This is a genomic window from Pontibacterium sinense, from assembly GCF_015209595.1.
GTDB classification, from domain to species: domain Bacteria; phylum Pseudomonadota; class Gammaproteobacteria; order Pseudomonadales; family Balneatricaceae; genus Pontibacterium; species Pontibacterium sinense.
Genome location: NZ_JADEYS010000003.1, coordinates 189,648 through 214,886, shown reverse-complemented (window position 1 = coordinate 214,886; position 25,239 = coordinate 189,648). Strand labels below are relative to the sequence as shown.

24 protein-coding genes are annotated in these 25,239 nt (G+C 49.3%); 8 read left to right on the top strand and 16 right to left on the bottom strand.

Translation table 11 applies throughout. The features are described from left to right. The first annotated feature begins 13 nt into the window (after window positions 1-13). Genes IOQ59_RS04690 through IOQ59_RS04680 form a run of 3 tightly spaced genes read left to right on the top strand, consistent with a single transcriptional unit; the run spans window position 14 to window position 1,561 of the window. A complete protein-coding gene (locus IOQ59_RS04690; RefSeq protein WP_193952102.1) occupies window positions 14-373 on the top strand; it encodes a YraN family protein in 360 nt (119 codons plus the stop codon). A 22-nt stretch (window positions 374-395) separates the two neighbouring features. Next, a complete protein-coding gene (locus tag IOQ59_RS04685; RefSeq protein WP_193952101.1) occupies window positions 396-989 on the top strand; it encodes an SIS domain-containing protein in 594 nt (197 codons plus the stop codon). Beyond that, on the top strand, window positions 989-1,561 hold the full coding sequence (locus IOQ59_RS04680; protein WP_193952100.1) for a BON domain-containing protein: 573 nt from the start codon (window positions 989-991) through the stop codon (window positions 1,559-1,561). The genes IOQ59_RS04685 and IOQ59_RS04680 overlap by 1 nt, the downstream gene beginning before the upstream one ends. A 59-nt stretch (window positions 1,562-1,620) precedes the next feature. On the opposite strand, the gene IOQ59_RS04675 is transcribed toward IOQ59_RS04680, so the two are convergent. The 12 genes from IOQ59_RS04675 to IOQ59_RS04620 form a co-directional block, all read right to left on the bottom strand. Then, window positions 1,621-2,028, bottom strand: a complete 408-nt coding sequence (locus IOQ59_RS04675; RefSeq protein ID WP_193952099.1) for a ClpXP protease specificity-enhancing factor — start codon at window positions 2,026-2,028, stop codon at window positions 1,621-1,623. Between the two features lie 92 nt (window positions 2,029-2,120). Further along, complete coding sequence (sspA, locus tag IOQ59_RS04670) at window positions 2,121-2,753, bottom strand: stringent starvation protein SspA (RefSeq protein ID WP_193952098.1); 633 nt, start codon at window positions 2,751-2,753, stop codon at window positions 2,121-2,123. 93 nt (window positions 2,754-2,846) lie between these two features. Continuing rightward, window positions 2,847-3,608: a cytochrome c1 gene (locus tag IOQ59_RS04665; protein WP_193952097.1), complete on the bottom strand. Its 762-nt coding sequence runs from the start codon at window positions 3,606-3,608 to the stop codon at window positions 2,847-2,849. After that, window positions 3,608-4,855 (bottom strand): cytochrome b, encoded by a 1,248-nt coding sequence (locus IOQ59_RS04660; protein WP_228050684.1) that lies wholly within the window; start codon window positions 4,853-4,855, stop codon window positions 3,608-3,610. Before IOQ59_RS04660 ends, IOQ59_RS04665 begins: the two co-directional genes overlap by 1 nt. Beyond that, complete coding sequence (gene petA / locus IOQ59_RS04655; protein WP_193952096.1) at window positions 4,855-5,451, bottom strand: ubiquinol-cytochrome c reductase iron-sulfur subunit; 597 nt, start codon at window positions 5,449-5,451, stop codon at window positions 4,855-4,857. The genes IOQ59_RS04660 and petA overlap by 1 nt, the downstream gene beginning before the upstream one ends. A 276-nt stretch (window positions 5,452-5,727) precedes the next feature. Then, the gene (rpsI, locus tag IOQ59_RS04650) at window positions 5,728-6,117 is read right to left on the bottom strand and encodes a 30S ribosomal protein S9 (RefSeq protein WP_193952095.1); all 390 of its coding nucleotides are present in this window, start codon (window positions 6,115-6,117) and stop codon (window positions 5,728-5,730) included. A 13-nt stretch (window positions 6,118-6,130) separates the two neighbouring features. Then, a complete protein-coding gene (gene rplM, locus IOQ59_RS04645) occupies window positions 6,131-6,559 on the bottom strand; it encodes a 50S ribosomal protein L13 (RefSeq protein WP_193952094.1) in 429 nt (142 codons plus the stop codon). A gap of 220 nt (window positions 6,560-6,779) precedes the next feature. Beyond that, on the bottom strand, window positions 6,780-7,886 hold the full coding sequence (zapE, locus tag IOQ59_RS04640; protein WP_193952093.1) for a cell division protein ZapE: 1,107 nt from the start codon (window positions 7,884-7,886) through the stop codon (window positions 6,780-6,782). An 89-nt stretch (window positions 7,887-7,975) separates the two neighbouring features. After that, on the bottom strand, window positions 7,976-8,686 hold the full coding sequence (locus IOQ59_RS04635) for an LrgB family protein (RefSeq protein WP_193952092.1): 711 nt from the start codon (window positions 8,684-8,686) through the stop codon (window positions 7,976-7,978). Continuing rightward, a complete protein-coding gene (locus tag IOQ59_RS04630) occupies window positions 8,683-9,054 on the bottom strand; it encodes a CidA/LrgA family protein (protein WP_193952091.1) in 372 nt (123 codons plus the stop codon). The genes IOQ59_RS04635 and IOQ59_RS04630 overlap by 4 nt, the downstream gene beginning before the upstream one ends. 36 nt (window positions 9,055-9,090) lie before the next feature. Further along, window positions 9,091-9,687, bottom strand: coding sequence for a TMEM165/GDT1 family protein (locus IOQ59_RS04625; protein WP_193952090.1), 597 nt, complete (start codon window positions 9,685-9,687; stop codon window positions 9,091-9,093). A 190-nt stretch (window positions 9,688-9,877) separates the two neighbouring features. Continuing rightward, a complete protein-coding gene (locus tag IOQ59_RS04620) occupies window positions 9,878-10,363 on the bottom strand; it encodes a copper chaperone PCu(A)C (protein ID WP_193952089.1) in 486 nt (161 codons plus the stop codon). 200 nt (window positions 10,364-10,563) lie between these two features. Here IOQ59_RS04620 and IOQ59_RS04615 point away from each other — a divergent pair, with 200 nt between their 5' ends. Beyond that, window positions 10,564-10,800 carry a hypothetical protein gene (locus IOQ59_RS04615; protein ID WP_193952088.1) on the top strand — a complete coding sequence of 79 codons (237 nt, stop codon included), beginning with the start codon at window positions 10,564-10,566 and terminating at the stop codon, window positions 10,798-10,800. A 70-nt stretch (window positions 10,801-10,870) separates the two neighbouring features. On the opposite strand, the gene IOQ59_RS04610 is transcribed toward IOQ59_RS04615, so the two are convergent. The 4 genes from IOQ59_RS04610 to pdhR all read right to left on the bottom strand — a co-directional run bounded on the left by IOQ59_RS04610 (window position 10,871) and on the right by pdhR (window position 18,755). After that, entirely contained in the window at window positions 10,871-12,922 is a 2,052-nt protein-coding gene (locus IOQ59_RS04610; RefSeq protein WP_193952087.1) for an ankyrin repeat domain-containing protein, read from the bottom strand. Between the two features lie 228 nt (window positions 12,923-13,150). Then, on the bottom strand, window positions 13,151-15,097 hold the full coding sequence (gene aceF / locus IOQ59_RS04605; protein ID WP_193952086.1) for a dihydrolipoyllysine-residue acetyltransferase: 1,947 nt from the start codon (window positions 15,095-15,097) through the stop codon (window positions 13,151-13,153). Window positions 15,098-15,136: 39 nt separating this feature from the next. Beyond that, window positions 15,137-17,794 (bottom strand): pyruvate dehydrogenase (acetyl-transferring), homodimeric type, encoded by a 2,658-nt coding sequence (aceE, locus tag IOQ59_RS04600; RefSeq protein ID WP_193952085.1) that lies wholly within the window; start codon window positions 17,792-17,794, stop codon window positions 15,137-15,139. Window positions 17,795-17,987: 193 nt separating this feature from the next. Next, on the bottom strand, window positions 17,988-18,755 hold the full coding sequence (gene pdhR / locus IOQ59_RS04595; RefSeq protein ID WP_193952084.1) for a pyruvate dehydrogenase complex transcriptional repressor PdhR: 768 nt from the start codon (window positions 18,753-18,755) through the stop codon (window positions 17,988-17,990). A gap of 367 nt (window positions 18,756-19,122) precedes the next feature. On the opposite strand from pdhR, the gene IOQ59_RS04590 reads away from it, so the two are divergent. The 4 genes from IOQ59_RS04590 to IOQ59_RS04575 all read left to right on the top strand — a co-directional run bounded on the left by IOQ59_RS04590 (window position 19,123) and on the right by IOQ59_RS04575 (window position 25,234). Beyond that, window positions 19,123-20,193 (top strand): TRAP transporter substrate-binding protein, encoded by a 1,071-nt coding sequence (locus IOQ59_RS04590; RefSeq protein ID WP_193952083.1) that lies wholly within the window; start codon window positions 19,123-19,125, stop codon window positions 20,191-20,193. A gap of 132 nt (window positions 20,194-20,325) precedes the next feature. Next, entirely contained in the window at window positions 20,326-20,853 is a 528-nt protein-coding gene (locus IOQ59_RS04585) for a TRAP transporter small permease subunit (RefSeq protein ID WP_193952082.1), read from the top strand. Further along, window positions 20,853-22,238 (top strand): TRAP transporter large permease, encoded by a 1,386-nt coding sequence (locus IOQ59_RS04580; protein ID WP_193952081.1) that lies wholly within the window; start codon window positions 20,853-20,855, stop codon window positions 22,236-22,238. Before IOQ59_RS04585 ends, IOQ59_RS04580 begins: the two co-directional genes overlap by 1 nt. 122 nt (window positions 22,239-22,360) lie before the next feature. After that, on the top strand, window positions 22,361-25,234 hold the full coding sequence (locus IOQ59_RS04575; protein WP_193952080.1) for an FAD-binding and (Fe-S)-binding domain-containing protein: 2,874 nt from the start codon (window positions 22,361-22,363) through the stop codon (window positions 25,232-25,234). The last annotated feature ends 5 nt before the right edge of the window (window positions 25,235-25,239 follow it).

Here is a 25,239-nt window from a genome sequence, read left to right as displayed (position 1 = left end):
GGAATCTGAATTCATGGATAGAAACAAACTCGGCAAGGATGCCGAACGCTCAGCACGCAAACACCTGGAACGATCAGGCCTCACAACCCTGACCACCAACTACAACTGCCGAGCTGGCGAAATAGACCTGATCATGCAGGAACAACTGACACTGATATTTGTCGAAGTTCGCCTACGCCAACACAAAAGCTTTGGAAGCGCGGCGGAAAGCGTCAACACCAAGAAACAAAAAAAGATCATCCAGGCTGCCCGGCACTTTTTACTGCAAAACCCTCAATATGCAGAACGGGAATGTCGCTTTGATGTGCTCGCCTTTGACTCCACGGAAGCACTATCCACGCCTCTGTGGTATAAAGACGCCTTTAGACTTTGATGTAGCAGTATAAGGAAAAGAAATGGAACTTGAGGACCGTATCGTCAGTCAGTTTCACAACTCGATGGAGGTGAACGCCGTCACCATCGAACAGTACACACCGATGATCGCACACGCCGGTGAATTGCTGCTACATTGCCTGGTAACCGAAGCCAAAGTTTTGACGTGTGGCAACGGCGCATCTGCATCACTGGCCCAGCACTTTTGCAGCCTAATGCTCAACCGCTTCCGCCAGGAACGCCCAGGTTTGCCAGCCATCTGCCTGAATGCAGACGCTCATACACTAAGCGGCATCAGTGAAGACAGCAGCTTTAGCGATGTCTATGCGAAACAAATAAGAGCACTTGGCCAACCGGGAGATCTTTTTCTGGTTCTTTCCCCACATGGCCGCTCCAATAGCATGGTACAGGCGATTCAGGCTGCACATGATCGTGAGATGATCGTCATCGCACTAACCGGCAATGATGGGGGCGATATGACCGCCTTACTCGGCCCCGATGAAGTAGAGATCTGCGTACCTGCAGAAGACCCTATTTTGGTCCACGATGCCCACCTGCTGGTGCTGCATTCGCTGTGTGATCTTGTTGATTTTCAACTTTTTGGAAGTGAACTCTAATGAACACGAAGATTATTATCACCGCGCTGATTTGTGCACTACCTCTTACCGGCTGCTCAAACTTAATCAGCGCAGGCCGGGAAGAACCCATTCAGGAAGACTACGGCTCTCGCACCGTCGGCAGCTATGTTGACGACGAAGTTATTGAAACTAAAGCTAACGTCAATCTATTAGAAGTTCGCGAACAACTGCAGGGCGCCAGCGTGGGCGTTACCAGCTTTAACGGCATCGTATTACTGACCGGACAAGCACCATCAGAAGAGGTCCGCAGCTTCGCCGAGCAAATCGTTGCAAATGTTCGCAAAGTTCGCCGGGTTCACAACGAGATGAATATCTCAGGCTCAAGCTCTACACTCAAAGGAGCCAACGATGTCTGGCTGACACTGAAAACCAAAAGCCAACTTCTGGTTGACGAAGGTGTACCCGGACATCGAATTAAAGTCGTTACCGAAAATGGCACCGTGTACTTGATGGGACTAGTCACCCAGTCCGAAGCTGACGCAGCCGTCAATATTGTGAGCGGGCTAGGCGGCGTAGAGAAGATCGTCAAAATCTTCGAGTATATCGATTAATACAGCATCATCAGCTAAAGCGGAACACCCGCTTTAGCTCTCTTCCAAAACCAAGTTTCTTATTTCACGACCTTCAGCATTGGGCCTTTCTTTTTAGGAGGCTCCGTCACTTCCGGTTCAGGCGGTTGCGGCTCATTCGCATCATACAACTCAGCCCCAGGCTCCATACCAAATCCCATACCTGCAGCATTTTCACGCGCATACACTGCAATAACAGCACCCAATGGAATGTACACATCCATTGGCACACCACCGAACCGAGCATTAAAACTCAAAACATCATCACCAATTATGAAATCACGCACAGCACTCGGGATAATGTTCAATACAATCTGACCATCCTCAACAAACTGAGTGGGTACAACAACATCCTCCCATTCAGCATTCACAACAACATGCGGGGTCAGATCATTATCGAGCATCCACTCATACAACGCCCGCAACAAATAAGGTCTGCTTGGTTTCATACATACTCCAAAAACAAAAAAGGGACGAAGTTTCCTTCATCCCCTTATATTCGTAGCTAACACATCGTTAACCACACAGCATTATCAGCTGATTAATCGCGCATCTCACGCTCGGCTTCGGACAGGCTTGCCTGGAACGATTCACGCTCGAACAGACGCTCCATATACTTAACCAGCGGCTTGCACTGCTCTTCAGGTATATCAATACCCAGCATCGGCAAACGCCATAGAACCGGCGCCAGACAGCAATCAACCAATGAGAACTCTTCACTCATGAAGAAGTCTTTCTCACCGAAGATAGGAGACACCGCAACAAGACTGTCTCGCAGGTCTTTGCGCAATCGCTCACCTTCGTCAAAATCTTCTGGATCAGCAAGGATCTGATCGACCAGCGCACACCAGTCACGCTGAATGCGGTGCATATACAAGCGACTTTCAGCACGTGCTACTGGATAAACAGGCAACAACGGCGGATGAGGGAAACGCTCATCCAGATACTCCATCATTACATTCGGCTCATACAGAACCAGTTCACGATCTACCAATGTTGGCAGACTGTTATAAGGGTTCAAAGAAGCCAGATCTTCCGGCAGATCATTCGCATCACAGTCATGGATCTCTACTGCAACACCCTTTTCAGCAAGCACAATACGCACTCGATGACTGTAGTGATCTTCACCATTGGAATAAAAAGTCATGGAAGAACGCTTTGCCACTACGCCCATCGATTGATCTCCGTATGTTTAGCTTATTCTAGAAACAAATGCGCGGCCCTGACGGGCCGCGCAATAACGTGGGACTATTGTACCACAGAGTTCTTAATGTATATCTCGCCAGTACTCTTTCTTCAGTGCAAATGCGAAGAAGAAGAAGATGAACAGGAAGATAAGTACATAAGTACCGATACGCTGAGAGTCCTGCTTGTACGGCTCACCGATGTACGCCAGGAAGTTAGTCAGGTCATAAATAACCTTGTCAAACTCCTCTGGAGACAGCTCACCTTTTTTAACAGTGGTCATGCAGCTGTTCATGCTCTGACCTGTCAGCGGATCGATTTTGCCGCGCGCTTCATGCAACTCTTCAGGCGTACAGTTGTTCACCTGAACACCCTGCAGATGCTCCAGCACGTTTGGCATACCAACATCTTTGAAGACAACGTTGTTTACGCCGTACGGACGGGACTCATCTTTATAAAAGCTACGCATGTAAGTGTAGATCCAGTCTGGACCACGCAAACGTGCTTCCAGAGACAGATCCGGTGGCGGGTTACCAAACCAGTTACCCGCATCAGCAGGTGACATAGAGATAGTCATCTGCTCACCCACTTTCTGATCACCAAAAATCAGGTGCTCCTGAACCAGATCGTTCGGCATACCTGCATCCATTGCAGTACGCTCGAAACGCTGATATTTAGCAGAGTGACAACCCATGCAGTAGTTCACAAAGGTCTGCATACCACGCTGAATAGAAGCATGATTGGTAGGATCAACTTCAATGTGATCCAGTTGCGCACCACCGCCGGCAGCTGACGCAGTCAGCGGCAGCACTGCCATTACAATAGCAACAAGAAACTTTTTCATTAGCCTGTAACCCTCTCCGGTACCGGTTTAGTGCTTTCCATCTTGGTGTAAATAGGCATCAGGAAGAAGTACGCGAAGTACAGCGCAGTACAGATCTGAGCCATCAACGTACGTACTGGGTTAGAAGCCACAACACCCAAGTAACCCAAAATCACAAAGGACACACAGAACACAACCAGCATTACTTTACTGATCACACCTTTGTAACGAATGGATTTAACCGGGCTACGATCAAGCCACGGCAACACAAACAGGATTGCAATCGCACCACCCATTACCACAACACCCGGGAACTGGGAGCCAGCAATTGGCGGAATAGCACGCAGCATTGCGTAGAATGGCGTGAAGTACCATACAGGTGCGATGTGCTCTGGCGTTTTCAGCGGGTTAGCAGGTTCGAAGTTTGGTGCTTCGATCAGGTAACCGCCACCTTCTGGGAAGAAGAAGATAACCGCACAGAATACAAACAGGAAGACAACAACACCCACGATATCTTTAACAGAGTAGTAAGGGTGGAACGGGATGCCGTCGAGCGGTACACCGTTTTCGTCTTTCTTCTCTTTAATTTCAACACCGTCTGGGTTGTTAGAACCTACTTCGTGCAGCGCGATGATGTGCAGAACAACCAGCGCCAGCAATACGATAGGTAAAGCAATCACGTGCAATGCAAAGAAGCGGTTCAGCGTAATACCGGAGATCAGGTAGTCACCACGAATCCACAGAGCCAGGTCTTCACCAACCCAAGGCACAGCACTGAACAGAGATACGATTACCTGCGCACCCCAGTAAGACATCTGACCCCATGGCAGCAGGTAGCCCATGAATGCTTCAGCCATCAACGCCAGGTAGATGGTCATACCGAAGATCCAAACCAGCTCACGCGGCTTACGGTAGGAACCGTACATCATGCCACGCAGCATGTGCAGATATACAACAACGAAGAATGCAGACGCACCGGTAGAGTGCATATATCGCAGCAACCAACCGTATTCCACGTCACGCATGATGTATTCAATAGATGCGAATGCGCCTTCAGAAGTAGGCGTGTAGCTCATTGTCAGCCAGACACCCGTCAGGATCTGGTTAACCAGCACCAACAGTGCCAAAGAGCCAAAGAAGTACCAAAAGTTAAAGTTCTTTGGTGCATAGTATTTAGACAGATGATCTTCCCACATTGCAGTTGCAGGGAAACGATCATCAATCCAGCCCATCAGACCTGGATTTCCTTTGTTACGGTAACCAGCCATTATGCAGTCTCCTGATCTACACCAACGATGATCACATTATCACTCTCATAGTGATGAGGTGGGATCACCAGGTTACTTGGAGCCGGGGAGCTATTCATTACACGGCCAGACAAATCGAATCGAGAACCGTGACATGGGCAGTAATAACCACCTACCCAATCTGCACCCAGGTCTTCTGGAGCCAATTCTGGACGGTAGGTCGGAGAACAACCCAGGTGAGTACAGATACCCACCAGCACAGCAATATCCTCACGAATCGCGCGCGCCGCTGTTTTTGGAATGTACGCAGGCTGCTGCGCAGCATTCTCAGAATTGGGATCCTGCAGATTGGTCAGCTTGGCCAGACTTTCCAACGCCTCTGGACTACGACGAACAATCCACACTGGCTTACCACGCCATTTAGCGATTGTCTGCTGACCAGGTTCAAGCTTGCTGATGTCCACCTTTACAGGTGCACCCGCAGACTTCGCCTTGGCACTTGGATTCCAAGAAGCTACGAACGGGACAGCCGCTCCTACAGCACCAACCGCACCAACTGCGGATGTAGCACCGAGAAGGAGGCGACGCCGACCCTTATTCACGCCGTCATTGCTCATTTAAGATGTTCTCCCCTACTCGACCTCAAGTATTTTGCAGATGCAAAAACTATTGGCCGCTAAGTATAAAAAGCCACGGAAACATGGATTCTAAAAATGGCCAAGATATTAAAGAAATTACCCCTTTCTTACAAGGTGAATTAGGCTTATGGCCACAATATTAGATTAAAGTATTGACCTGAACACCGCCCCAAAAAACGGGCACAAAAAAACGCCTGGTCCCAAGGGAAGCAGGCGTTTTTTTCTGTTTTCGCGCTGCAATAACAGCGCAGCGAATTAACGCTTGGAGAACTGAGGCTTCTTACGTGCTTTACGCAGACCCACTTTCTTACGTTCTACCATACGAGCATCGCGAGTAACGTAGCCTGCTTCACGCAGTGCTGGGCGCAGAGTCTCATCGTACTCCATCAGTGCACGAGTAATACCGTGACGAATAGCACCCGCCTGACCAGTACCACCACCGCCTTTAACGGTAACGTATACGTCGAATTTGCCCAGGCTATCAGTCAGTTCCAGCGGCTGACGCACGATCATACGTGCAGTTTCGCGACCAAAGAACTGATCCAAAGAACGATCGTTTACAACGATGTTGCCAGTGCCCGGACGCAGGAAAACGCGAGCAGTAGATGTTTTACGACGGCCTGTGCCGTAATACTGAGTAGACATATCAACCTTCCCCTTAGACGTTCAGTTCTACAGGCTGCTGAGCCTGGTGCGGATGTTCGGAGCCAGCGTACACTTTCAATTTGGTGTACATAGCACGACCCAGCGGACCTTTTGGCAGCATGCCTTTAACAGCCAGCTCAATAGTGCGCTCTGGGAAGGTTTCGATCATTTTCTGGAAAGAAGCTTCTTTCAGACCACCTGGGTAGCCAGTGTGACGGTAGTAGATTTTACCGTCGCGCTTGTTACCAGTAACATTTACTTTCTCAGCATTGATTACAACGATGTAGTCACCGGTATCAACGTGAGGAGTATATTCAGCTTTATGCTTGCCGCGCAGACGACGAGCGATTTCAGTAGCCATACGACCCAGAGTTTTACCCTCTGCGTCAATTACAAACCAGTCGCGTTTTACTTCGGCTGGCTTAGCAACGAAAGTTTTCATTGATATTTCGCCTTTACTTAATTTAGGGCTAGTAGCAAAACGCCAGAATATGGGCGTTGCGACCGACCTAACTTATAATTATTGGTTGTTTTCAGTAGCCCTGAAAACAACAATTACCTTTCCCGAAATGAAAGGAGCGCGAATTATAGACAACCCGCGCTCCAATATCGAGAACTTTTTACATCACAGACCAGATTTTAATCCGATTGAGAATCAGCTATTACGCCCGGTGTGCGCGTGCCAAATATTCGTGTGACTGCATCTCCAGCAAACGACTCTGTGTACGCTCAATCTCAAACTCCAGTCGACCTTCCGTATAGATCTCATGAATCGGCTTTTCAGCCGTCAGGATCAACTTCACACCACTATCGTAAAACTCATCGACCATATTGATAAAACGACGTGCAGAGTCATCGTTGGAGCGCCCCAGCTGCGGTACACCGCTCACCAACACCGCGTGGTAAATCTTTGCCAGCTCAATGTAATCATTCTGAGAGCGCGGACCTTCACATAGTTCTGTGAAATCAAACCACACAACATCTTCGCAGCAACGGCGCGACTGGATTCCACGACCGTTTATTTCCACCAATTCACGCTCGACCACCTCTTCCAAGTCTGGAGACAAGCTTTCAAAGCTTGCGTTTAAACTTTCATCCGCTTTGTCATCCAGAGGACAGTGATAGAGTTCAGCCTGCTCCAGAGCGCGCAGACGATAATCAACCCCACCATCCACGTTGAGAATTTCGGTGTATCGATTCAGCATATCGATTGCTGGCAGGAAGCGTGCACGCTGCAGCCCATCTTTATAAAGGCCATCAGGAACAATATTAGAGGTTGCAACCAGAGATACACCGTTTGCAAAGAGCTGTTCCATCAGTCCAGCCAGGATCATGGCATCGGTAATATCGGAAACAAAGAACTCATCGAAGCAGATCACGCGCGCCTCTTCAGAGTACTTCTTACCAATAACAACCAACGGATTTGGCGTACCATCAAGCTCTTTCAGCTCTTTGTGCACACGCTGCATAAACCGGTGAAAGTGGGTACGCATTTTCTGCTCGAATGGCAGACTATCGTAGAAGGTATCCATCAGATACGTTTTACCACGACCAACGCCGCCCCAGAAATAAAGGCCCTTGATCGGCTCAACCGTCTCTTTTTTGAACTTGCCGGATAAACGCTTCATCAGCCCTTGCTTGGGCTGTGGCTTCACTGCAGTCAGATCATCGTACAACCGCTGCAGATTTTTAACCGCCATTTCCTGAGCCGGGTCGTAAGAAAAATCGTCCCGCTCCAGGTCCTTCTTATAACGCTCCAGAGGAGTCATAGCCGCCGTTCCACTTTATCAATTGGTTACCTGTTAAACAGGGGCGCACTTTACCTATCTGATAGCTATTTAGCAAATGCAACAAAAGGCTAGGACAGCCCTAAAAGACGAATCAATGGCGGCAACATAAAGGCGGTAAATGTACCGGTCATACCCATCGCCAAGCCCCCAAATGCCCCCGCGATAGCACCGTACTCAAATGCATATGCCGTACCCATTGCGTGCGCCGCGACACCGAGTGAAAACCCTCGAATGGCGGGATCTTCAACCTTGAGCATTTTGCAGACAAACGGCGACATCAGACATCCTAATGCGCCAGTTATTAACACCAGTCCAGCCGTTAACGACGGATACCCGCCAATCTTATCCGCAACACCTATTGCGATAGGCGTAGTCACCGATTTCGGCGCCAACGACAACAAGGTTTGCATCGATAACTCCAACCAGATACCAACTGCAATTGCAGTTAATGCCGCCACCAACGCACCGACCGTACAGGCAACCAGTAACGGCACAAGCATGGACCGCACACGGGCCAGGTTGTCATACAATGGCACAGCCAGGGCAACAACCGCAGGCCCCAACAGGAAGGAGATAAACTGAGCGCCATCCTTGTAGGTCTCGTAAGACGTATCCGTCAGCTTTAACAATCCGATGATCAACAACAATCCAACAACAACCGGATGTAATAGCGGCGTGCGCCTGGCAATTCGGTTGATCCAGGAAGCCACCATGAACGCAACAACCGTGACAATTATCCACAGCAACGGAGATGCCTGGAATTCCAACCACAGACTCATTCGTTCACCTCCCCCTGCGCATGGGGTTTGTCAGCCGATGAATGCGTCCACTTCAGTAATAACGTCACAATCAGTAACGTCACAAAGGTGCTCACGACCAATGCAGCCAATATCGCCACCCATCCGGCCGCGATCAATTCAAAATGCACCATCAGGCCTACACCTGCTGGCACCAGCATCATCGGTAATATTGACAGCAGGCCTTCTGAGCTTGTACGCAACCCACCGGCAACTTCTCCTCGTAACATCAGCCCTATTAACAGCAAGACCATACCAACCACAGCCCCGGGCACCGGGATATCCAACCCGTAAACGATCAATTCACCCAGTAACTGACAACAAAGAAGAACCAAAAAACCTGCAACCATCCTACCGACCTACATCCGTTTATCTTTATTGTTAATTCAGCGACCAGGAATGACCGCCAGCACGCTCAGCAACTCAACCGCCGCCAACAGCGCAAATAGCAAAAACAACACCCCACCGCCCCGATGAACCCAGTGGATGGGCACACGTCGGAGCATCGCCCTTCCCACCAGCACTCCCATTAACGTTGTCACACTTAGTGCAAGGGTCGACCCAATCCATACACCCAACGCAGACTCAACACCGGCTAATCCCGCGACAGCAATTTGGGTTTTATCACCAAACTCGGCCAGGAAAATCAGTAAAACTACGGAGAACAACAAATGCTTACCTACTCTTTTGGCATTTCCATCCACATCGTCTTCACTATTTTCACGTAGAGATTGAATGCCAAACAATAGAAACAGTAAGCAAACAGCGGCCAGCACCAACCACTCAGGCAACCAACGTGCTGCGACAGCCCCAATCGTCACTCCCAGCAAGTTCAGCAACGAGAATGCAACTATCGCCCCCAGCATTACAGGCAAAGGCCTATATCGAGCCGCCAACGTCATGCAGACTATCTGACTTTTATCACCAAATTCAGCAATAAACACCAACATGAATGATTTGAGTACAGGGGCAAGCAGCTCCATCGGGGACAATCCTAAAACTAATCACGAGAAGCGATGCATTATACGGACAGTCGAACAGACCTGCACAGCCCCGCAGTCAGAGCAAAATACAGGTAAATAGGAAGCAGTTTTTGATCATGACACTGGGATCTCAGAGCGGACATCCCGGAAAGGTGTGCTGGCCAGTTGACTGACCAACACCTTTGAATGATTAGTGCTTATGCTGATGCGCCATCTTGCCCTGCATCGCTTTCACACGAGCGTTCACAGTCAGCACCTGGCCCGTTGTAAATTTAAGTGTCAAAGGAACGGCCTGATCCTTTTTCAGCGGAGACTTTAGCTTAATTAGCATAATATGATAGCCGCCGGGTTTAAGCTGCACATTACCATCTACCGGTACCTGCAGGCCTTTTACTTCAGACATCCGCATCACGCCATCCACCATCGAGGTCTGATGAACTTCAACAACCTCCGCAACTGGACTAGACGCGGATTCCACCTGCAAGATCTCATCCCCGGTATTCTTCAACTCCATATAGGCAGCGGAGTTCTTGGCCACTGGCGGTACCAGACGAACCCAAGCGCCATGCGCCATTACGCCTTTTGCCATTGCATGACCTTCACCTGCCTGCGCAACAATTGAGAAGACCATCCCCATCAATAATGCCGCCACGCTACTCAACAGCTTAAACTTCATATTTCTCTCCCCAGATAGATACGTGTGCATCATAACTGAGCCGTAACAAGCAAAGAAAGCACTCCGATGCGGCAGATTGTCGCGCTACGCAGCCAATACGTACAAACATAGACCCAGAACACAAATCCACATCCACTCATTGCAAATGATAATGATTATCACTAATATCCATATATACCCCCTCACTTATGGAGCTAAATATGGCGTACATCATCGATGCCTGGCTGGACTGCCCACACCCCTATCTGAAAGTCCTGAACAGTATTTCTGGTCGCGAAGTACTCAAATTCGAATCGGGTGAACTTAACAATATGCTGGAAAATGGAGATGTTTGTGTCGACGACCTTCGTACGACCAATCAACAAACACTAGAAGAGGTTGTAAGACAACTCGCACTCTACAGCTGCCGAAAACAGTTGTACCGAGAGCTCTGTTAGCAACATAGCGCAGGACCAAACACTGCAACGAAGAACAATGTTCGCTCCCTTCCATGAAATATCGCACACTTCAGACAGAACTGTTGCGTTTTAGAAGCCGCAACAGTTCCTCCATCCCCATCTGCTGTGCCAATTGCTCGATGGTTAAACCATTCGGAAGCCGGACTGATGGATCTGCTTTAAACTCAAGCAGCAAACGGATCATGTCTTTATTTTCTGTTTGCAATGCAATCAATAACGGAGCATAAAAGCGCCCTTCAAATTCGTACGCACGATTTACGCTTGAACCGGACTGCAATAAAGTGCGCGTCGCGAAAATATGTTGATTAGCAATGCTATACAGCAATGCGGTCATACCCCGCGAATCAGGCCTATCTATTTTCTTTCCATTTGCTAACAGGACGGGAATCAAAGAAGAGGTTTTTGCTGAGATAGCAGCAGCATAAAGTAATACAGCGTCTTCTGGCGCCAGAAGGTCTGCTTTGCGCACAGTCTCTTCCAATTCAAGAGTGTTATTACTTAGCTTACTGAGATTAGCCCAGCGCATATAGTACGCTAACGCTAGCGTTGCCGAATCCCTTTCACAGCCGTACTTCTCTGCTTTCAAGTAAGACCTGATAGCACCACTTACATTGTCAGTGTAATAAAGACGCAATGCCGCTTTATCCTGATAGATGCATTTAAACTCGCGATATTTTTCCGCAAATTCATCATAATGAACTTCCGCTTCACGAATTTTCCCCAGCGCCACCAGCAAACCAAAGAACTCGCTATATTTATACACCCACCGACGAACATAGGTTGTATTTTGGCGAGGAGAAGGGGTTCGTAATACGCTCAGGTACATATCAAGAGCTTCTTGAGCCTGCCCCTGCATCTGATAATTAAGCCCCCAATTAGCGTACAACCAGAGATTATCCGTAGAAAGTCGCTTAGCTTTTTGGTATTCAGCCACAGCAGCGCTAAATCTCTTTTGCTTGGTATAGACATAGCCTAGCAAGACATGAGCATCTGCCAGATCAGGCTTCAGTTCTAATGCTTCGAGCAATAATTTCTCAGCCTTCAGCAATCCTTTCGGCCAATCTGACTTCATATGATAACGCGCCAGCTCAACATACGCGGGAGCATACTTTGGGTTCTTCTGAATTAGCCCATCAAGGATTTTTTTCGCCTCCTTAAGCTTCCATTTATTCGAATTATCTAACAATTCCGCTGCTTTTTTATGCCTAGCATCAAAACTCTCAGACTTGTCTATTTGTTTAAAATTGAGGTAACTATAAAACTCCTGTTCATTGGCCATCCCCTCTCTCAGAGCTATATACGCCTTCCTACCAAGGGCCGGAGGTTTCTTATTTCTCGCTGGCATACTACCAACGTATACAAAGTCATTTGCACCCAAGTCTTCAAGTTTGACCCATTCGACATCACCTAGCTCTTTTATCAGAACAGAAAGCAACTTGCGCTGTGCGGCAAACCCAATTTCTTTTGCTAAAGTGATCGTTTTACGCACAGGAAAGTTTGGTGATGGCTCGTATTTATAGATACGGCTAATTGGAAGGCCGTTCTGCAACAGCACTCGGACAACACCTTCCTCCTCAGGCAAACGGCGATTTAAGTGCAATCTGGTAATGGCACTGAAGTCATACCCTATAGGAACACTGCCTACAATCGACTCTGTTGCATCCTGCGGAGATGGCCAGACAATTTTCAGCCTATAAACTTCGGTATAAAAGGGCTCATTATTAAATAATGAGCCCGCGATGCGACGATTCCCCTTAAAAAACTGAACCAAGACCTCTTTGACTGTGACGCTAAATTCCCGATGCTCAGATCGCGGTATATACACAGTGACTTTATTATTACCCGGAGCGATATCCACCTTGGTCTTCAGTGGGTTAGCGACCTGAGCATCCAAAAGTAAGTAGAAGTATTTGGCCGGATCTTCCTCCTCCTTTTCAGCAAGGAATAGATCAACTTCAAGCTCAGCGCCGAAGTAATCCACATTCAAAACCCGAACAGATCTGACTTCAGTGTCCTGAGCTTTTAGTGTGTTTGACGCAAATAGAAGAAAAGAGATCAAGAGCCCCAAGAGGCTATAAGAAATGACTCGCTGCAATACCATGGTATTTCTCCCGATGAACCACGTCTTTGCTCTGTACTGCGAGCCTAATTAAACATAGCACAACAGCTGATTTCTTTTGGCTGACCGTTCTATATCTTACGCAGCCAGTAGCATCAACTCGGGATAAAAAAGAAAAAGGCGGTTGATAACCGCCTTTTGAGAACAGGATCCGCTCAGCAAAAAAGAAGCCCTCAAACGAGGGCTGAGCCAAGGGATTGGAAAACTGTTTTACAGAACCAAACGACGAATGTCGCTCAGCAGGCTGTTCAGGTAGGTTAAGAATTTACCTGCATCACCACCATTGATTGCGCGATGATCGTAAGACAAACACAACGGCAACATCTTACGTGGTTCAAACTCTTTACCGTTCCAACGCGGTTCGATATCCGCTTTAGAAACACCCAGGATAGCCACTTCAGGCGCATTCACGATTGGGGTAAAGCCTGTACCACCGATTCCGCCCAGGCTGGAGATGGTGAAGCACGCACCCTGCATTTCGTTAGGCTTGAGCTTACGATCCTTCGCCTTACCCGCCAGCTCAATAGCTTCCTTGGACAACTCATAGATGCTCTTCTTATCAGCATCTTTGATCACTGGAACCATCAGTCCATTAGGAGTATCAACGGCCATACCAATGTTCACATACTTCTTGTAAACGATGTGTTCACCGTCTGCATGCAGAGACGCGTTGAACTTCGGATACGTCTTCAAAGCAATCGCAATGGCTTTTAACATAAATGGCAGTGGCGTCAGTTTCACACCAGACTTAGCCGCCTCATCCTTCATGGATTTACGGAACTCTTCCAGCTCGGTGATATCAGCTTTATCAAACTGAGTCACATGTGGAATGTTCAACCAGCAGCGAGACATGTTGTCGCGTGTGACCTTGGCAATCTTGGATAGCTTCTCAACTTCCACTTCACCAAACTTGCTGAAGTCCACTTCAGGGATAGCCGGGATACCAGAACCACCCGTTACTGTCGCAGCCGGCTTTTCTGCCAGTTTTTTCAGCGCAGATTTCACGTAGGCCTGAACGTCTTCTTTCAGGATACGGCCTTTTGGACCTGTACCGCCAACCAGAGACAATTCAACACCAAATTCACGTGCAACCGCACGTACCGCTGGACCTGCGTGTACCGAACGATTCTTCTTCTCCAACGATGCCAGATCAACCGACTTATCAGCTTTTGCTGGCGCAGACGCTTTAGACGGTGCAGCCGCAGGAGCTGACTCAGCTGCCGGAGCAGGAGCCGCCGCTTGAGGAGCCGCTGCAGGAGCACCAGCCACCTCCAGCTTCAGGATCAGGTCACCTTCATTACAGGTACCACCTTCACCAATGATCACTTCTTTAACGACACCGGCTTTTGGTGCAGGCACTTCCATCGATGCCTTATCCGTTTCCAGTGCGATCAGGCCATCACCTTCTTCGATGCTATCACCGGCTTTCACCAGCACTTCTACAACATCAACATCTTCAGAACCGGACAGGTCTGGAACCAGTACATCTTCAACACCGCCAGCAACCGGAGTCGCAACCGGCGCAGGCGCAGCAGATTCAGCGGCCGGAGCCGGAGCTTCAGCAGCAGGGGCTGGCGCTGCGCCACCCACTGAAAGCATCAGGATCAGATCACCTTCGTTGCATGTACCGCCTTCAGTCATAATGACTTCCTGGACGATACCACCCTTAGGAGCAGGCACTTCCATGGAGGCTTTATCGGTTTCCAATGCGATCAGGCTGTCGCCCTCTTCGATGCTGTCACCGGCTTTCACCAGCACTTCAACCACATCCACATCTTCGGAACCGGACAGATCAGGTACACGCACCTCTTCAACAGCAGATGCCGTAGCTGGAGCCGCTGGTGCAGGCGCTGCGGCCGGAGCTGGCGCTGGCGCTTCTTCTACTGCTGCAGGAGCCGGTGCTTCTGCTGCCGCACCGCCAACTTCCAGCTTCAGGATCAGATCACCTTCGTTACAAGTGCTGCCTTCCTGCATAATAATTTCTTTGACTACACCACCTTTAGGTGCAGGCACTTCCATTGATGCCTTGTCAGTTTCCAGCGCTAACAGGCTATCGCCTTCTTCGATGCTATCACCAACATTCACCAGAATTTCAACGACATCTACATCGTCGGAACCGGACAGGTCTGGAACCAGTACGTCTTCAATATTGCTCACTTCGTTATCCTCCAATTAGCCTTTAGAAGTTCAGTCGACTTAAACAGTCCACGGCGCCGGTTTTTCCGGGTTAATGTTGAACTTCTGCATGGCTTTGGCGACGTCAGCAGCCTCAACCTTGCCCTCTTCCTGCAGTGCTTTCAGCGCTGCCAGGACAACGTAGTGACGGTTCACTTCGAAGAATTCACGCAGCTTGCTGCGCGTATCAGAGCGACCAAAACCGTCGGTTCCCAGTACTTTATAGTTACGTGGGATGTATTCACGCAGCTGATCTGCGTACATACGCATATAGTCAGTGGACGCGATAACAGGACCATCACGACCTTCCAGACACTCAGCAACATAAGACGTACGTGGTGCTTCAGTAGGGTGCATCATATTCCAGCGCTCAACTTCCTGTGCTTCGCGGCGCAGTTCGTTGATCGACGTAGTGCTCCAGATATCCGCTTCGATACCGTACTCGTCACGCAGAATCGTTGCTGCTTCGCGTACTTCACGCAAAATGGAACCACAGCCCATCAGCTGAACTTTCTTCTCAGCCGACTTACCTTCTTCCAGCAGGTACATACCTTTGATGATGCCTTCTTCAGCACCGGTTGGCATTGCTGGGTGGGAGTAGTTTTCATTCAGTGTAGTCACATAGTAGAAAACGTTTTCCTGATCCTGATACATACGACGCAGACCATCCTGCACGATAACTGTCAGCTCATAGCCGTAAGTTGGGTCGTAAGATACACAGTTAGGAATCATCTGAGCCATCAGATGGCTGTGACCATCCTGATGCTGCAGACCTTCACCGTTCAGCGTTGTACGGCCGGATGTTGCACCGATCAGGAAACCGCGAGCCTGAGAGTCACCTGCAGCCCAGGTCAGGTCCATCACACGCTGGAAACCAAACATGGAGTAGAAGATGTAGAACGGCACCATCGTGCAGTTGTTGTTGGCATAAGATGTCGCTGCAGCCAACCACGCACAGAATGCACCGGATTCGTTGATACCTTCTTCCAGAATCTGGCCGGTCTTAGATTCTTTGTAGAACATGATCTGATCAGAGTCATGCGGCACATAGCGCTGGCCCGCAGAGGTGTAGATACCCAGCTGACGGAACATACCTTCCATACCGAAGGTACGTGCTTCATCAGGCACGATTGGCACAACACGATCACCCATGTTTTTATCTTTCACCAATGTGCTCAACACACGGTTCAGAGACATCTGGGTCGACATCTCACGCTTACCACTCTCTTTCAGATTGTTAGAGAATGCCTCCAGCGCAGGCGTTTCAAGCTTTTCAAACTCAGTACGACGTACCGGATAGAAACCACCCAGTTTTTCACGACGATCAAGCATGTACTTCATTTCCGGAGAATCCGGAGACGGACGGTAGTACGGTACTTCTTTCAGCTGATCATCAGCCAGCGGAATGTTAAAGCGATCACGGAAGTCTTTCAGATCATCCATCGCCACCTTCTTCATAGAGTGGGTGTCGTTTTTCGCTTCGCCAGACTTACCGGTACCGTAACCCTTAACAGTCTGAGCCAGAATAACGGTAGGCTGACCTTTGTGATTCATTGCCTGCTGGTAAGCGGCATACACTTTGTAAGGATCGTGACCACCACGGTTCAGATTCATGATCTCTTCATCGGACATGTCGCTGACCATTTCCAGCAACTCTGGGTATTTACCGAAGAAGTGCTCACGGGTGTACGCACCGCCGTTAGCTTTATAGTTCTGCAACTCACCGTCACAGACTTCGTCCATGCGTTTCTGCAGCAGACCTTTGTCGTCTTTCTCAAACAGTGGATCCCAGTGACGGCCCCACAGACATTTCACGACATTCCAGCCAGCACCGCGGAATACACCTTCCAGTTCCTGTACGATCTTGCCGTTACCACGAACCGGACCGTCCAGACGCTGCAGGTTACAGTTAACAACGAACACCAGGTTTTCCAGCTGCTCGCGACCTGCCAGCGAGATAGCCCCCAGAGATTCCGGCTCATCACACTCACCATCACCCAAGAACGCCCATACCTTACGGTCAGCACGATTAATCAGGCTACGCGCAGACAAATAACGCATAACGTGTGCCTGATAGATAGCCTGAATCGGGCCCAGACCCATGGATACAGTTGGGAACTGCCAGAAATCAGGCATCAACCAAGGGTGAGGATAAGAAGACAGACCTTTACCATCTACTTCGCGACGGTAGTTATCCATCTGTTCTTCAGTCAAACGACCTTCAAGGTATGCGCGTGAGTAGATACCCGGTGCGATGTGCCCCTGAAAGAACACCATGTCAGCATCCTGACCGCCATCGTTACCACGGAAGAAGTAGTTGAAACCGATATCATAGAGTGTTGCGGAAGAGGAGAAGGAGGAGATGTGACCGCCAAGACCTTCATCATTGTCATTGGCGCGCATAACCATCGCCATCGCATTCCAACGAATAAAGGAACGGATACGACGCTCCATAAACAGATCACCCGGCATACGGGCTTCATCTCTTGGTGCGATCGTGTTGCGGTACGGGGTTGTCAGCGTTGACTGAGAGCCTACTCCCATGTCAGCGGCTTTTTTGCCCAGCTCACTCAGGATGAAACGCGCGCGGTCGTCACCTTCATTCTTGGCAACTGACTCCAGGGCCTCCAGCCACTCTTGCGTTTCTACAGGATCGAGATCTTCGATGAAATCTTGCACTTTGCCTTCTCCACTCGGAATTTACGCAGAAATTCTTAACAGCTCTAATTTGTGCGGCCCAGCCACCATGCTGCACCGCAACAAAGCCATCGTTCTTTTTGTGTCGTTATTATATTTGTAGTAATACTACATAATAGTGACTAAAAAGTCTACAGCAGGTCGGGATCGGACTTTTCTTGTAGTATTTATACAACTATAGCTCAGGTGAGATATTTGCACGTCTCAATGCACGCTCCAAGCGGGTGTTTTCCTTCTGCCCCTCCAACAATGCATCCTCAACATAAGCCAGATGATGATGCGCTGCTTCGCGCGCTTTTTCAGGCTCACCGGAAAGGATCGCATCCATCAGCACTTTGTGCTGGCAATGGATCTTTTCTCGATAATCCGCTTTAGGATAAATATTTTGCAGGTTATCCCAGACGTGCTGGCGCAACAGACTGAATAGCGCCCGCATCATATGCAGCAGTACCATATTGTGTGTGGACTCAGCGATCGCCAGATGGAAGTCCACATCCGCATACACCTCTTTATCGAACTGCTTCGTCTCGTGATAGTGCTCCAAATCTGAATAACACTGCTTAATCGCTTCTTTATCAGCAGGCGTACTTCTCAGTGCAGCGTAGTACGCCGTAACCCCCTCAAGTGCATGACGAAATTCAAGAAGATCGTACTGAGCTTCAGGATGCGTGCGAAATAACTCCAGCAAAGGGTCAGAGAAGGACCCACCCAGATCCTCAGCGACAAACGTGCCTCCCCCCTGGCGACTGATCAACAGCCCCTTCGCAACCAGCTTTTGTACCGCCTCTCGTAAAGAAGGACGAGAAACTTCAAACTGTTTTGCCAATTCCCGCTCTGGCGGCAATCGCTGCCCCGGCTTCAAGCTACCCTCTAAAATCATGGCTTCTAGCTGTTCCATGATTACATCTGAGATTTTAGGTTGCTTAACCCGTTGATATGCCATGCAAAATAACTCCCATAACTGCATTGGTAAGACCAATAGTGTAATCACTTCCACATACAGTTTTCAAAAAATCGACACACACTATTAGTCATCGTTATACACCAATCGCACCACGAATTGGTATTACCAATCCTATTGAATAAACGATATCTGATCAACTTTCAACCAAAACCTCCTGTAATGCACTAATTTCAACAGATAGATCGATAATAGAGAAATTGATTGACAAATGATCACCTAAGAAAATAAAGTACAAAACCATAAGCTGGTAAATTGGTAATACCAATCTAGCAGCAAATAGATAGATTTACAGTATTTCTGTCCAAACGGCTCTAATAAAAACAACTAAACATCTAGAGGATGTGTCATGAAAAAGTTTGCTAAGTCCATGATTTCCGTAGCAATTATGAGTGCAGCTATCGCGAGCGTTTCCGCTCCTGCGCAGGCTGCTGACAAACTGCTGCTGAAAACTCCTATCGCTTTCGGTACTCACCTTCCTGCACTGGGCACACCAATCGCATGGGTAGCAGATCAGCTGAAACTGGTCAGCGATGGCAAAGTAAAAATGAAAGTTTACGAGCCAGGCAAACTGGTCAGCCCTCCTGAAATCCTAGATGCAGTTTCCTCTGGCAAGGTGAACTCCGGTTACTCCACTGCAGGTTACTGGCAGGGCAAGATGCCAGCAGCAGCACTGTTCTCTGCTGTACCTTTTGGCCCGGAAGCAGGCGAATACATGGCATGGCTGTACTACGGTAACGGCATGAGCCTGTATCAAGAGATGTATGACACTGCTGGCTACAACGTAAAAGTCATGCCTTGTGCGATCATCTCTCCAGAAACCTCCGGCTGGTTCTCTAAGCCAATTGAAAAACCTGAAGATCTGAAAGGCCTGAACATGCGCTTCTTCGGTCTGGGTGCTTCCGTCATGGAAAAACTGGGCGTAGGTACTGTTCAGCTGCCAGGTGGTGAAATCTTTGGCGCACTGGAGAAAGGCGCAATCGACGCAACTGAGTTCTCTCAGCCAGCGATCGACCAGCGTCTCGGCCTGCACAAAATTGTTAAGTACAACTACTTCCCTGGCTGGCACCAGCAGGCAACTGTCTTCGAACTGCTGATCAACAAAGATACGTGGGGCAAGATGTCCAAAGGACAGCAGGCGCTGGTAGAAACCACCTGTAAAGCATCCATGACCAATGCGATTGCTGAAGGTGAAGCGATGCAGTTTGAAGTCATGGAAAAAGCAGCAGAAAACGGTGTTGAAATCCGTTACTGGAACCAGACTATGCTGGATACCTTCAAGTCCAAGTGGGATGAAGTTGTCGCTGAGAAAACTGCAGCAGATCCTTTCTTCAACAAAGTATGGACTGATCTGAGCACCTTCCGTAAAGGCTACGACCTGTGGGAAGCAAACGCATTCCTGCCACGCGCTCAGAAGTAAGTTCATATCACTTCTGCAAGGTCACCGCTGAATCTCAGCCGTGACCTTCGCTAGACGGGCCTTCGGGCCCGTCTGCATTCCCAGGGAACGGGCTATAACAACAAAGACTGTGTATAAAGGGTGGGTATTCCTGTGACTGAAATCGAAAAGCTTCCATCAGTGCCGCTGGCCGATGGCATTGATCGCTTTATTCAGCGCATCGGCTTAACCGTTGCCTGGGCTTATGTAGCGCTGGTATTGGTTATTATTCTTCAGGTTGTATTGCGTAAAGGTTTTGCCAGCGGACTGATCGCGTTGGAAGAGCTGCAATGGCATCTCTATGCTGTGGGCGTCATGTTTGGCCTGTCATATGCGCAAACAACTAATTCCCATATTCGTGTTGACCTGTTTTATTCCTCTTTCCGTGCGAAAACTAAGCACGTGATTGAGATCCTCGGCATTTTGATTCTGGTTATGCCGTTTATTGCGATTGTTTTCTTCCATAGTCTCGATTTTGTCGCCGATTCGTGGCGCATTAACGAACACTCCTCCGCACCTTCCGGCTTGGGATGGCGCTGGCTAATCAAGAGCACGATTCCTATCTCTTTTGCTCTGCTTGCCCTAGCGATGGTTTCCCGCCTGATTCGTGACTTTACCCTGCTGATGCGAGGAGATGCTTAATGGACATCAATGAGATTCTTGTTATTGCGATGTTCCTTTCGTTCATCGCTCTGCTGTTTACCGGTATCCCTGTTGCTTGGGTATTAGGCGGTATCGGCGTTATTTTTGCGGGTATCGGCTTTCTCGCAGATATGTATATGGACACGATGACCGGTCTGGATTACACCACACTGGGGCTGGTCGTGAACCGTCTTTGGAAAATCATGGATAACTGGATATTGGTGGCCCTGCCAATGTTCATCTTCATGGGCATCATGCTGGACAAATCCGGCGTGGCTGAACGCCTGATGCAATCCATGCAGGAACTGTTTGGTCGTGTACGTGGTGGTCTGGCGATCACAGTAACGGCTATCGGTATTATCCTGGCGGCATCAACCGGCATTATCGGCGCATCTGTTGTGCTGCTGGCTGTAATGTCTCTGCCATCAATGACCAAGCAAGGTTACGCAATGCCGCTGGCATTGGGTACGATCGCATCTGCCGGTACGCTGGGTATTTTGATCCCACCAAGTATCATGCTGGTGATCATGGCAGACCAACTGGGTCTGTCTGTTGGTGACCTGTTTATGGGTGCTGTATTTCCAGGTCTGATGCTGGGTGGTTTCTACATTCTGTACATTCTGATCACCGGTATTGTTAAGCCTGACGCCGCACCGATCCCACCGGACGCTAAACCGATCACTATGAACGCGTTCATGAACGTTATGAAAGCGGTTCTGCCAACACTGGCACTGATCTTCGTCGTGCTGGGTTCTATCTTCGCAGGTATTGCCACTCCAACCGAGGCTTCCGGTGTCGGTGCGTTTGGTGCCACCATGCTGGCAATGTACAACCGCAAGTTCAACTTCAAGGTACTGAAAGAAGTTGTGGGCGGTACCATGAATACCACCGCCTATATCTTCGCGATCTTTATCGGCGCAACCTGTTTTGCACTGGTATTACGTGAACTGGGCGGTGATGAGCTGATTGAGTCGTTCCTGACCGGTCTGCCATTTGGTCCTTACGGCATCATCTTCTTTATTCTGGGTGTCATCTTCCTGCTGGGCTTCTTCCTTGACTGGATCGAGATCACGCTGATTATTTTGCCTCTACTTGCACCCGTCATATCGGCCCTTGGATTGGATATCGACGGCTACGGCGTTGTGGATAACCCGGAACTGGTGTGGTTCGTCATGCTTGTGGCGATGGCATTACAAACATCGTTCTTAACACCGCCCGTCGGATTCGCGCTGTTCTACCTGAAGGGTGTATGCCCTCCAAACGTACAGCTGCGCGATATCTACAAAGGCGTTATCCCGTTCATCATTCTTCAGCTGATTGGCTTGCTGATTCTGGTTTTCTGGCCACAACTCGTCCTTTGGCTGCCAGCTACGGCTTACGGCTAAACGGCCAAACCTTTGGCCACCCTACTTCCCGCGTAGTGGTGGCCTTTTTTACGACATAAAAATACAACATAAAAATAACTGCTTGTTAAAAAGCAGAAGAGCGTTGGTGAGGTTAATGGGCTATGAAACAGCAGTATCAGGCGTTTCATGATCAACTGAAATCGTTTATTCCAGACACGCGTCTGATCAGCGATCCACTTAGAACTCTGGCATATGGAACTGATGCCAGCTTTTATCGCCTTATTCCGCAGATCGTTGTGCGCGTAGAGTCTGCTGATGAAGTATCCCGTATTGTCACTCTGGCCGCTGATAGCGGTATTCCGGTCACTTTCCGTGCAGCCGGCACGAGTCTATCCGGTCAGGCAATTACCGATTCCGTACTCATCCAGTTAGGAGATGGCTGGAATAACTACGAAATCAGCGATGACGCCAGCACTATCAAGTTGCAACCCGGCGTTATTGGCGGCCACGCAAACAAATATCTGGCGCCGTTTAATAAAAAAATCGGCCCTGATCCGGCATCTATTAATGCCGCTAAAATTGGCGGAATTGCTGCAAACAATGCCAGTGGCATGTGCTGTGGTACGGCACAGAACAGCTATCGAACACTCAAAAGCATGAAACTGGTGCTGGCAGACGGTACACAACTGGATACCGGTTGTGAGCAGTCGCTGGCAGCGTTTCGCACATCACATAAAGGACTTCTGGATGCGCTTGATGCACTCGCGCGCCAGACCCGCCAGAACGACACTTTACGTGAGCGCATCAATCACAAATATCGCCTGAAGAACACCACGGGTTATTCACTCAACGCCTTGGTCGACTACGAAGATCCGATTGAGATTCTTCAGCATCTAATGATCGGTTCCGAAGGTACGCTCGGTTTTATGTCCGAGATTACTTACCAGACCGTCGATGAATTCCCGGATAAAGCGTCAGCACTGATCTTCTTCGACACGGTCCGTACCACCTGTGAAGCCGTTGCAATCCTCAAAAACACACCGGTCTCAGCTGTTGAACTTATTGACCGCGCCGGTTTGCACTCGATTGAGAACAAAGAGGGTATGCCTGCGTTTATCCGTGACCTACCGGAAGATGCTGCTGCTCTACTGGTTGAAACGCGTGCCTCAAAAGCAGAATTACTGGCCGGACAGGTCGAGGAGATCAAAGCATCGATCTCTCACCTGAAGACCTCGAAAGCGGTTGAGTTCACCACCGACCCCGAGGAGTACGCTAAGTACTGGGCGATTCGCAAAGGCTTGTTCCCCGCAGTGGGTGCTGTGCGTATGACCGGAACCACGGTCATCATCGAAGATGTTGCCTTCCCGGTGGAGCAGCTGGCGGATGCGGTACATGACCTACACCAGATTTTTGAAAAATACCATTACGATGAAGCACTGATCTTTGGTCACGCCCTTGAGGGTAACCTGCACTTTGTTTTCACTCAGGCATTTGATAACGAAGAAGAACTTGCGCGTTACGAAGGCCTGATGGATGACGTCGGTAAGATGGTTGTTGGTAAATACGACGGCTCTCTGAAAGCGGAACACGGTACCGGCCGTAACATGGCGCCGTATGTTGAAATGGAATGGGGAGCCGATGCCTACGCTCTCATGTGGGAGCTGAAGGAGCTTCTTGATCCACAGGAGATCCTGAACCCAGGCGTTATCCTCAACCGTAATAAGCAGGTTCATCTGGAAAACCTCAAGCCAATGCCTGCTGCAGATCCAATTGTGGATAAGTGCATTGAATGTGGCTTCTGTGAACCCACGTGCCCGTCGCGTGATCTGACTTTGAGTCCACGTCAGCGAATTGTGATCTGGCGGGAAATTGCCCGACTGGAAGCCAGTAAAGAAGATCCCGAACGCTTGGCTAACTTGCGCAAAGAATATCAGTACCAGGGTACCGATACCTGTGCCGCCTGTGGCTTGTGTTCAACCACTTGCCCGGTTGGCATTAATACCGGCAACCTGACACGTTCAATTCGCAGCCGGGACAATGAGAATCACACCAAACTGGCACAGTGGGTGGCTGATCATTACGGCGGCATCACTACCGCAACTAAAGCCGCCTTTAAAGTCGCCGATGCTACGCATGCCATTTTGGGCACCAAAGCGATGTCTGCAGTGACGGGGTTTGCCCGCAAGGCAACCGGCGGTGCTGTACAGCAATGGACGCCGTCCATGCCAACCGCAGCACCCAAGATCGATACGAAAAAACGGATCTCCAACCCAGATGCACCTAAAGTGGTTTATCTGCCAAGTTGCGCCAGTCGCACCATGGGGCCGGCTCGGGGGGATGAGGATCGTACGTCTCTGGCAGACAAAACCGAAGCCCTGCTGCGCAAAGCCGGTTTCGAGGTGATCTATCCTGACGATATGGATAAGTTGTGCTGCGGTATGCCGTTCCAGTCCAAGGGGATGTTTGACGCTGCGGATTCTAAATCCAACGAAATCGAACAGATTCTGATGCAGGCCACCAACAACGGTGAGATCCCGGTCTACTCCGATACCAGCCCTTGTACCCTGCGACTGCGGGAGAACATCAGTGAACAGATCAAACTCTTCGATACCGTCGATTTTATCGATCAGTTCCTGATGGACCGTCTGCTTTTTGAACCAACCAATGAACCGGTTGCACTGCACATCACCTGTAGCGCAACGCGCATGGGGCAAGCAGAAAAACTGAAGCGCATTATGAATGCCTGCTCTACCGAAGTTGTGATTCCAGACCAGATCACTTGTTGTGGCTTCGCCGGCGATAAAGGTTTTAGTACACCGGAATTGAATACATCAGCGCTGCGCACACTCAAAGACAGTGTCAGCGAATGTAAAACAGGTTATTCCACCAGCCGGACCTGCGAAATTGGCCTCAGCCACCACAGCGGTATCGACTATAAATCCATTGTCTATCTGGTCGATCGGGTGTCTCAGCCCAAGTTGAGCACTACGGCCAGCACCGATGAAAACCAACGTATTCAGGCTGCATCAGCCTGAATACT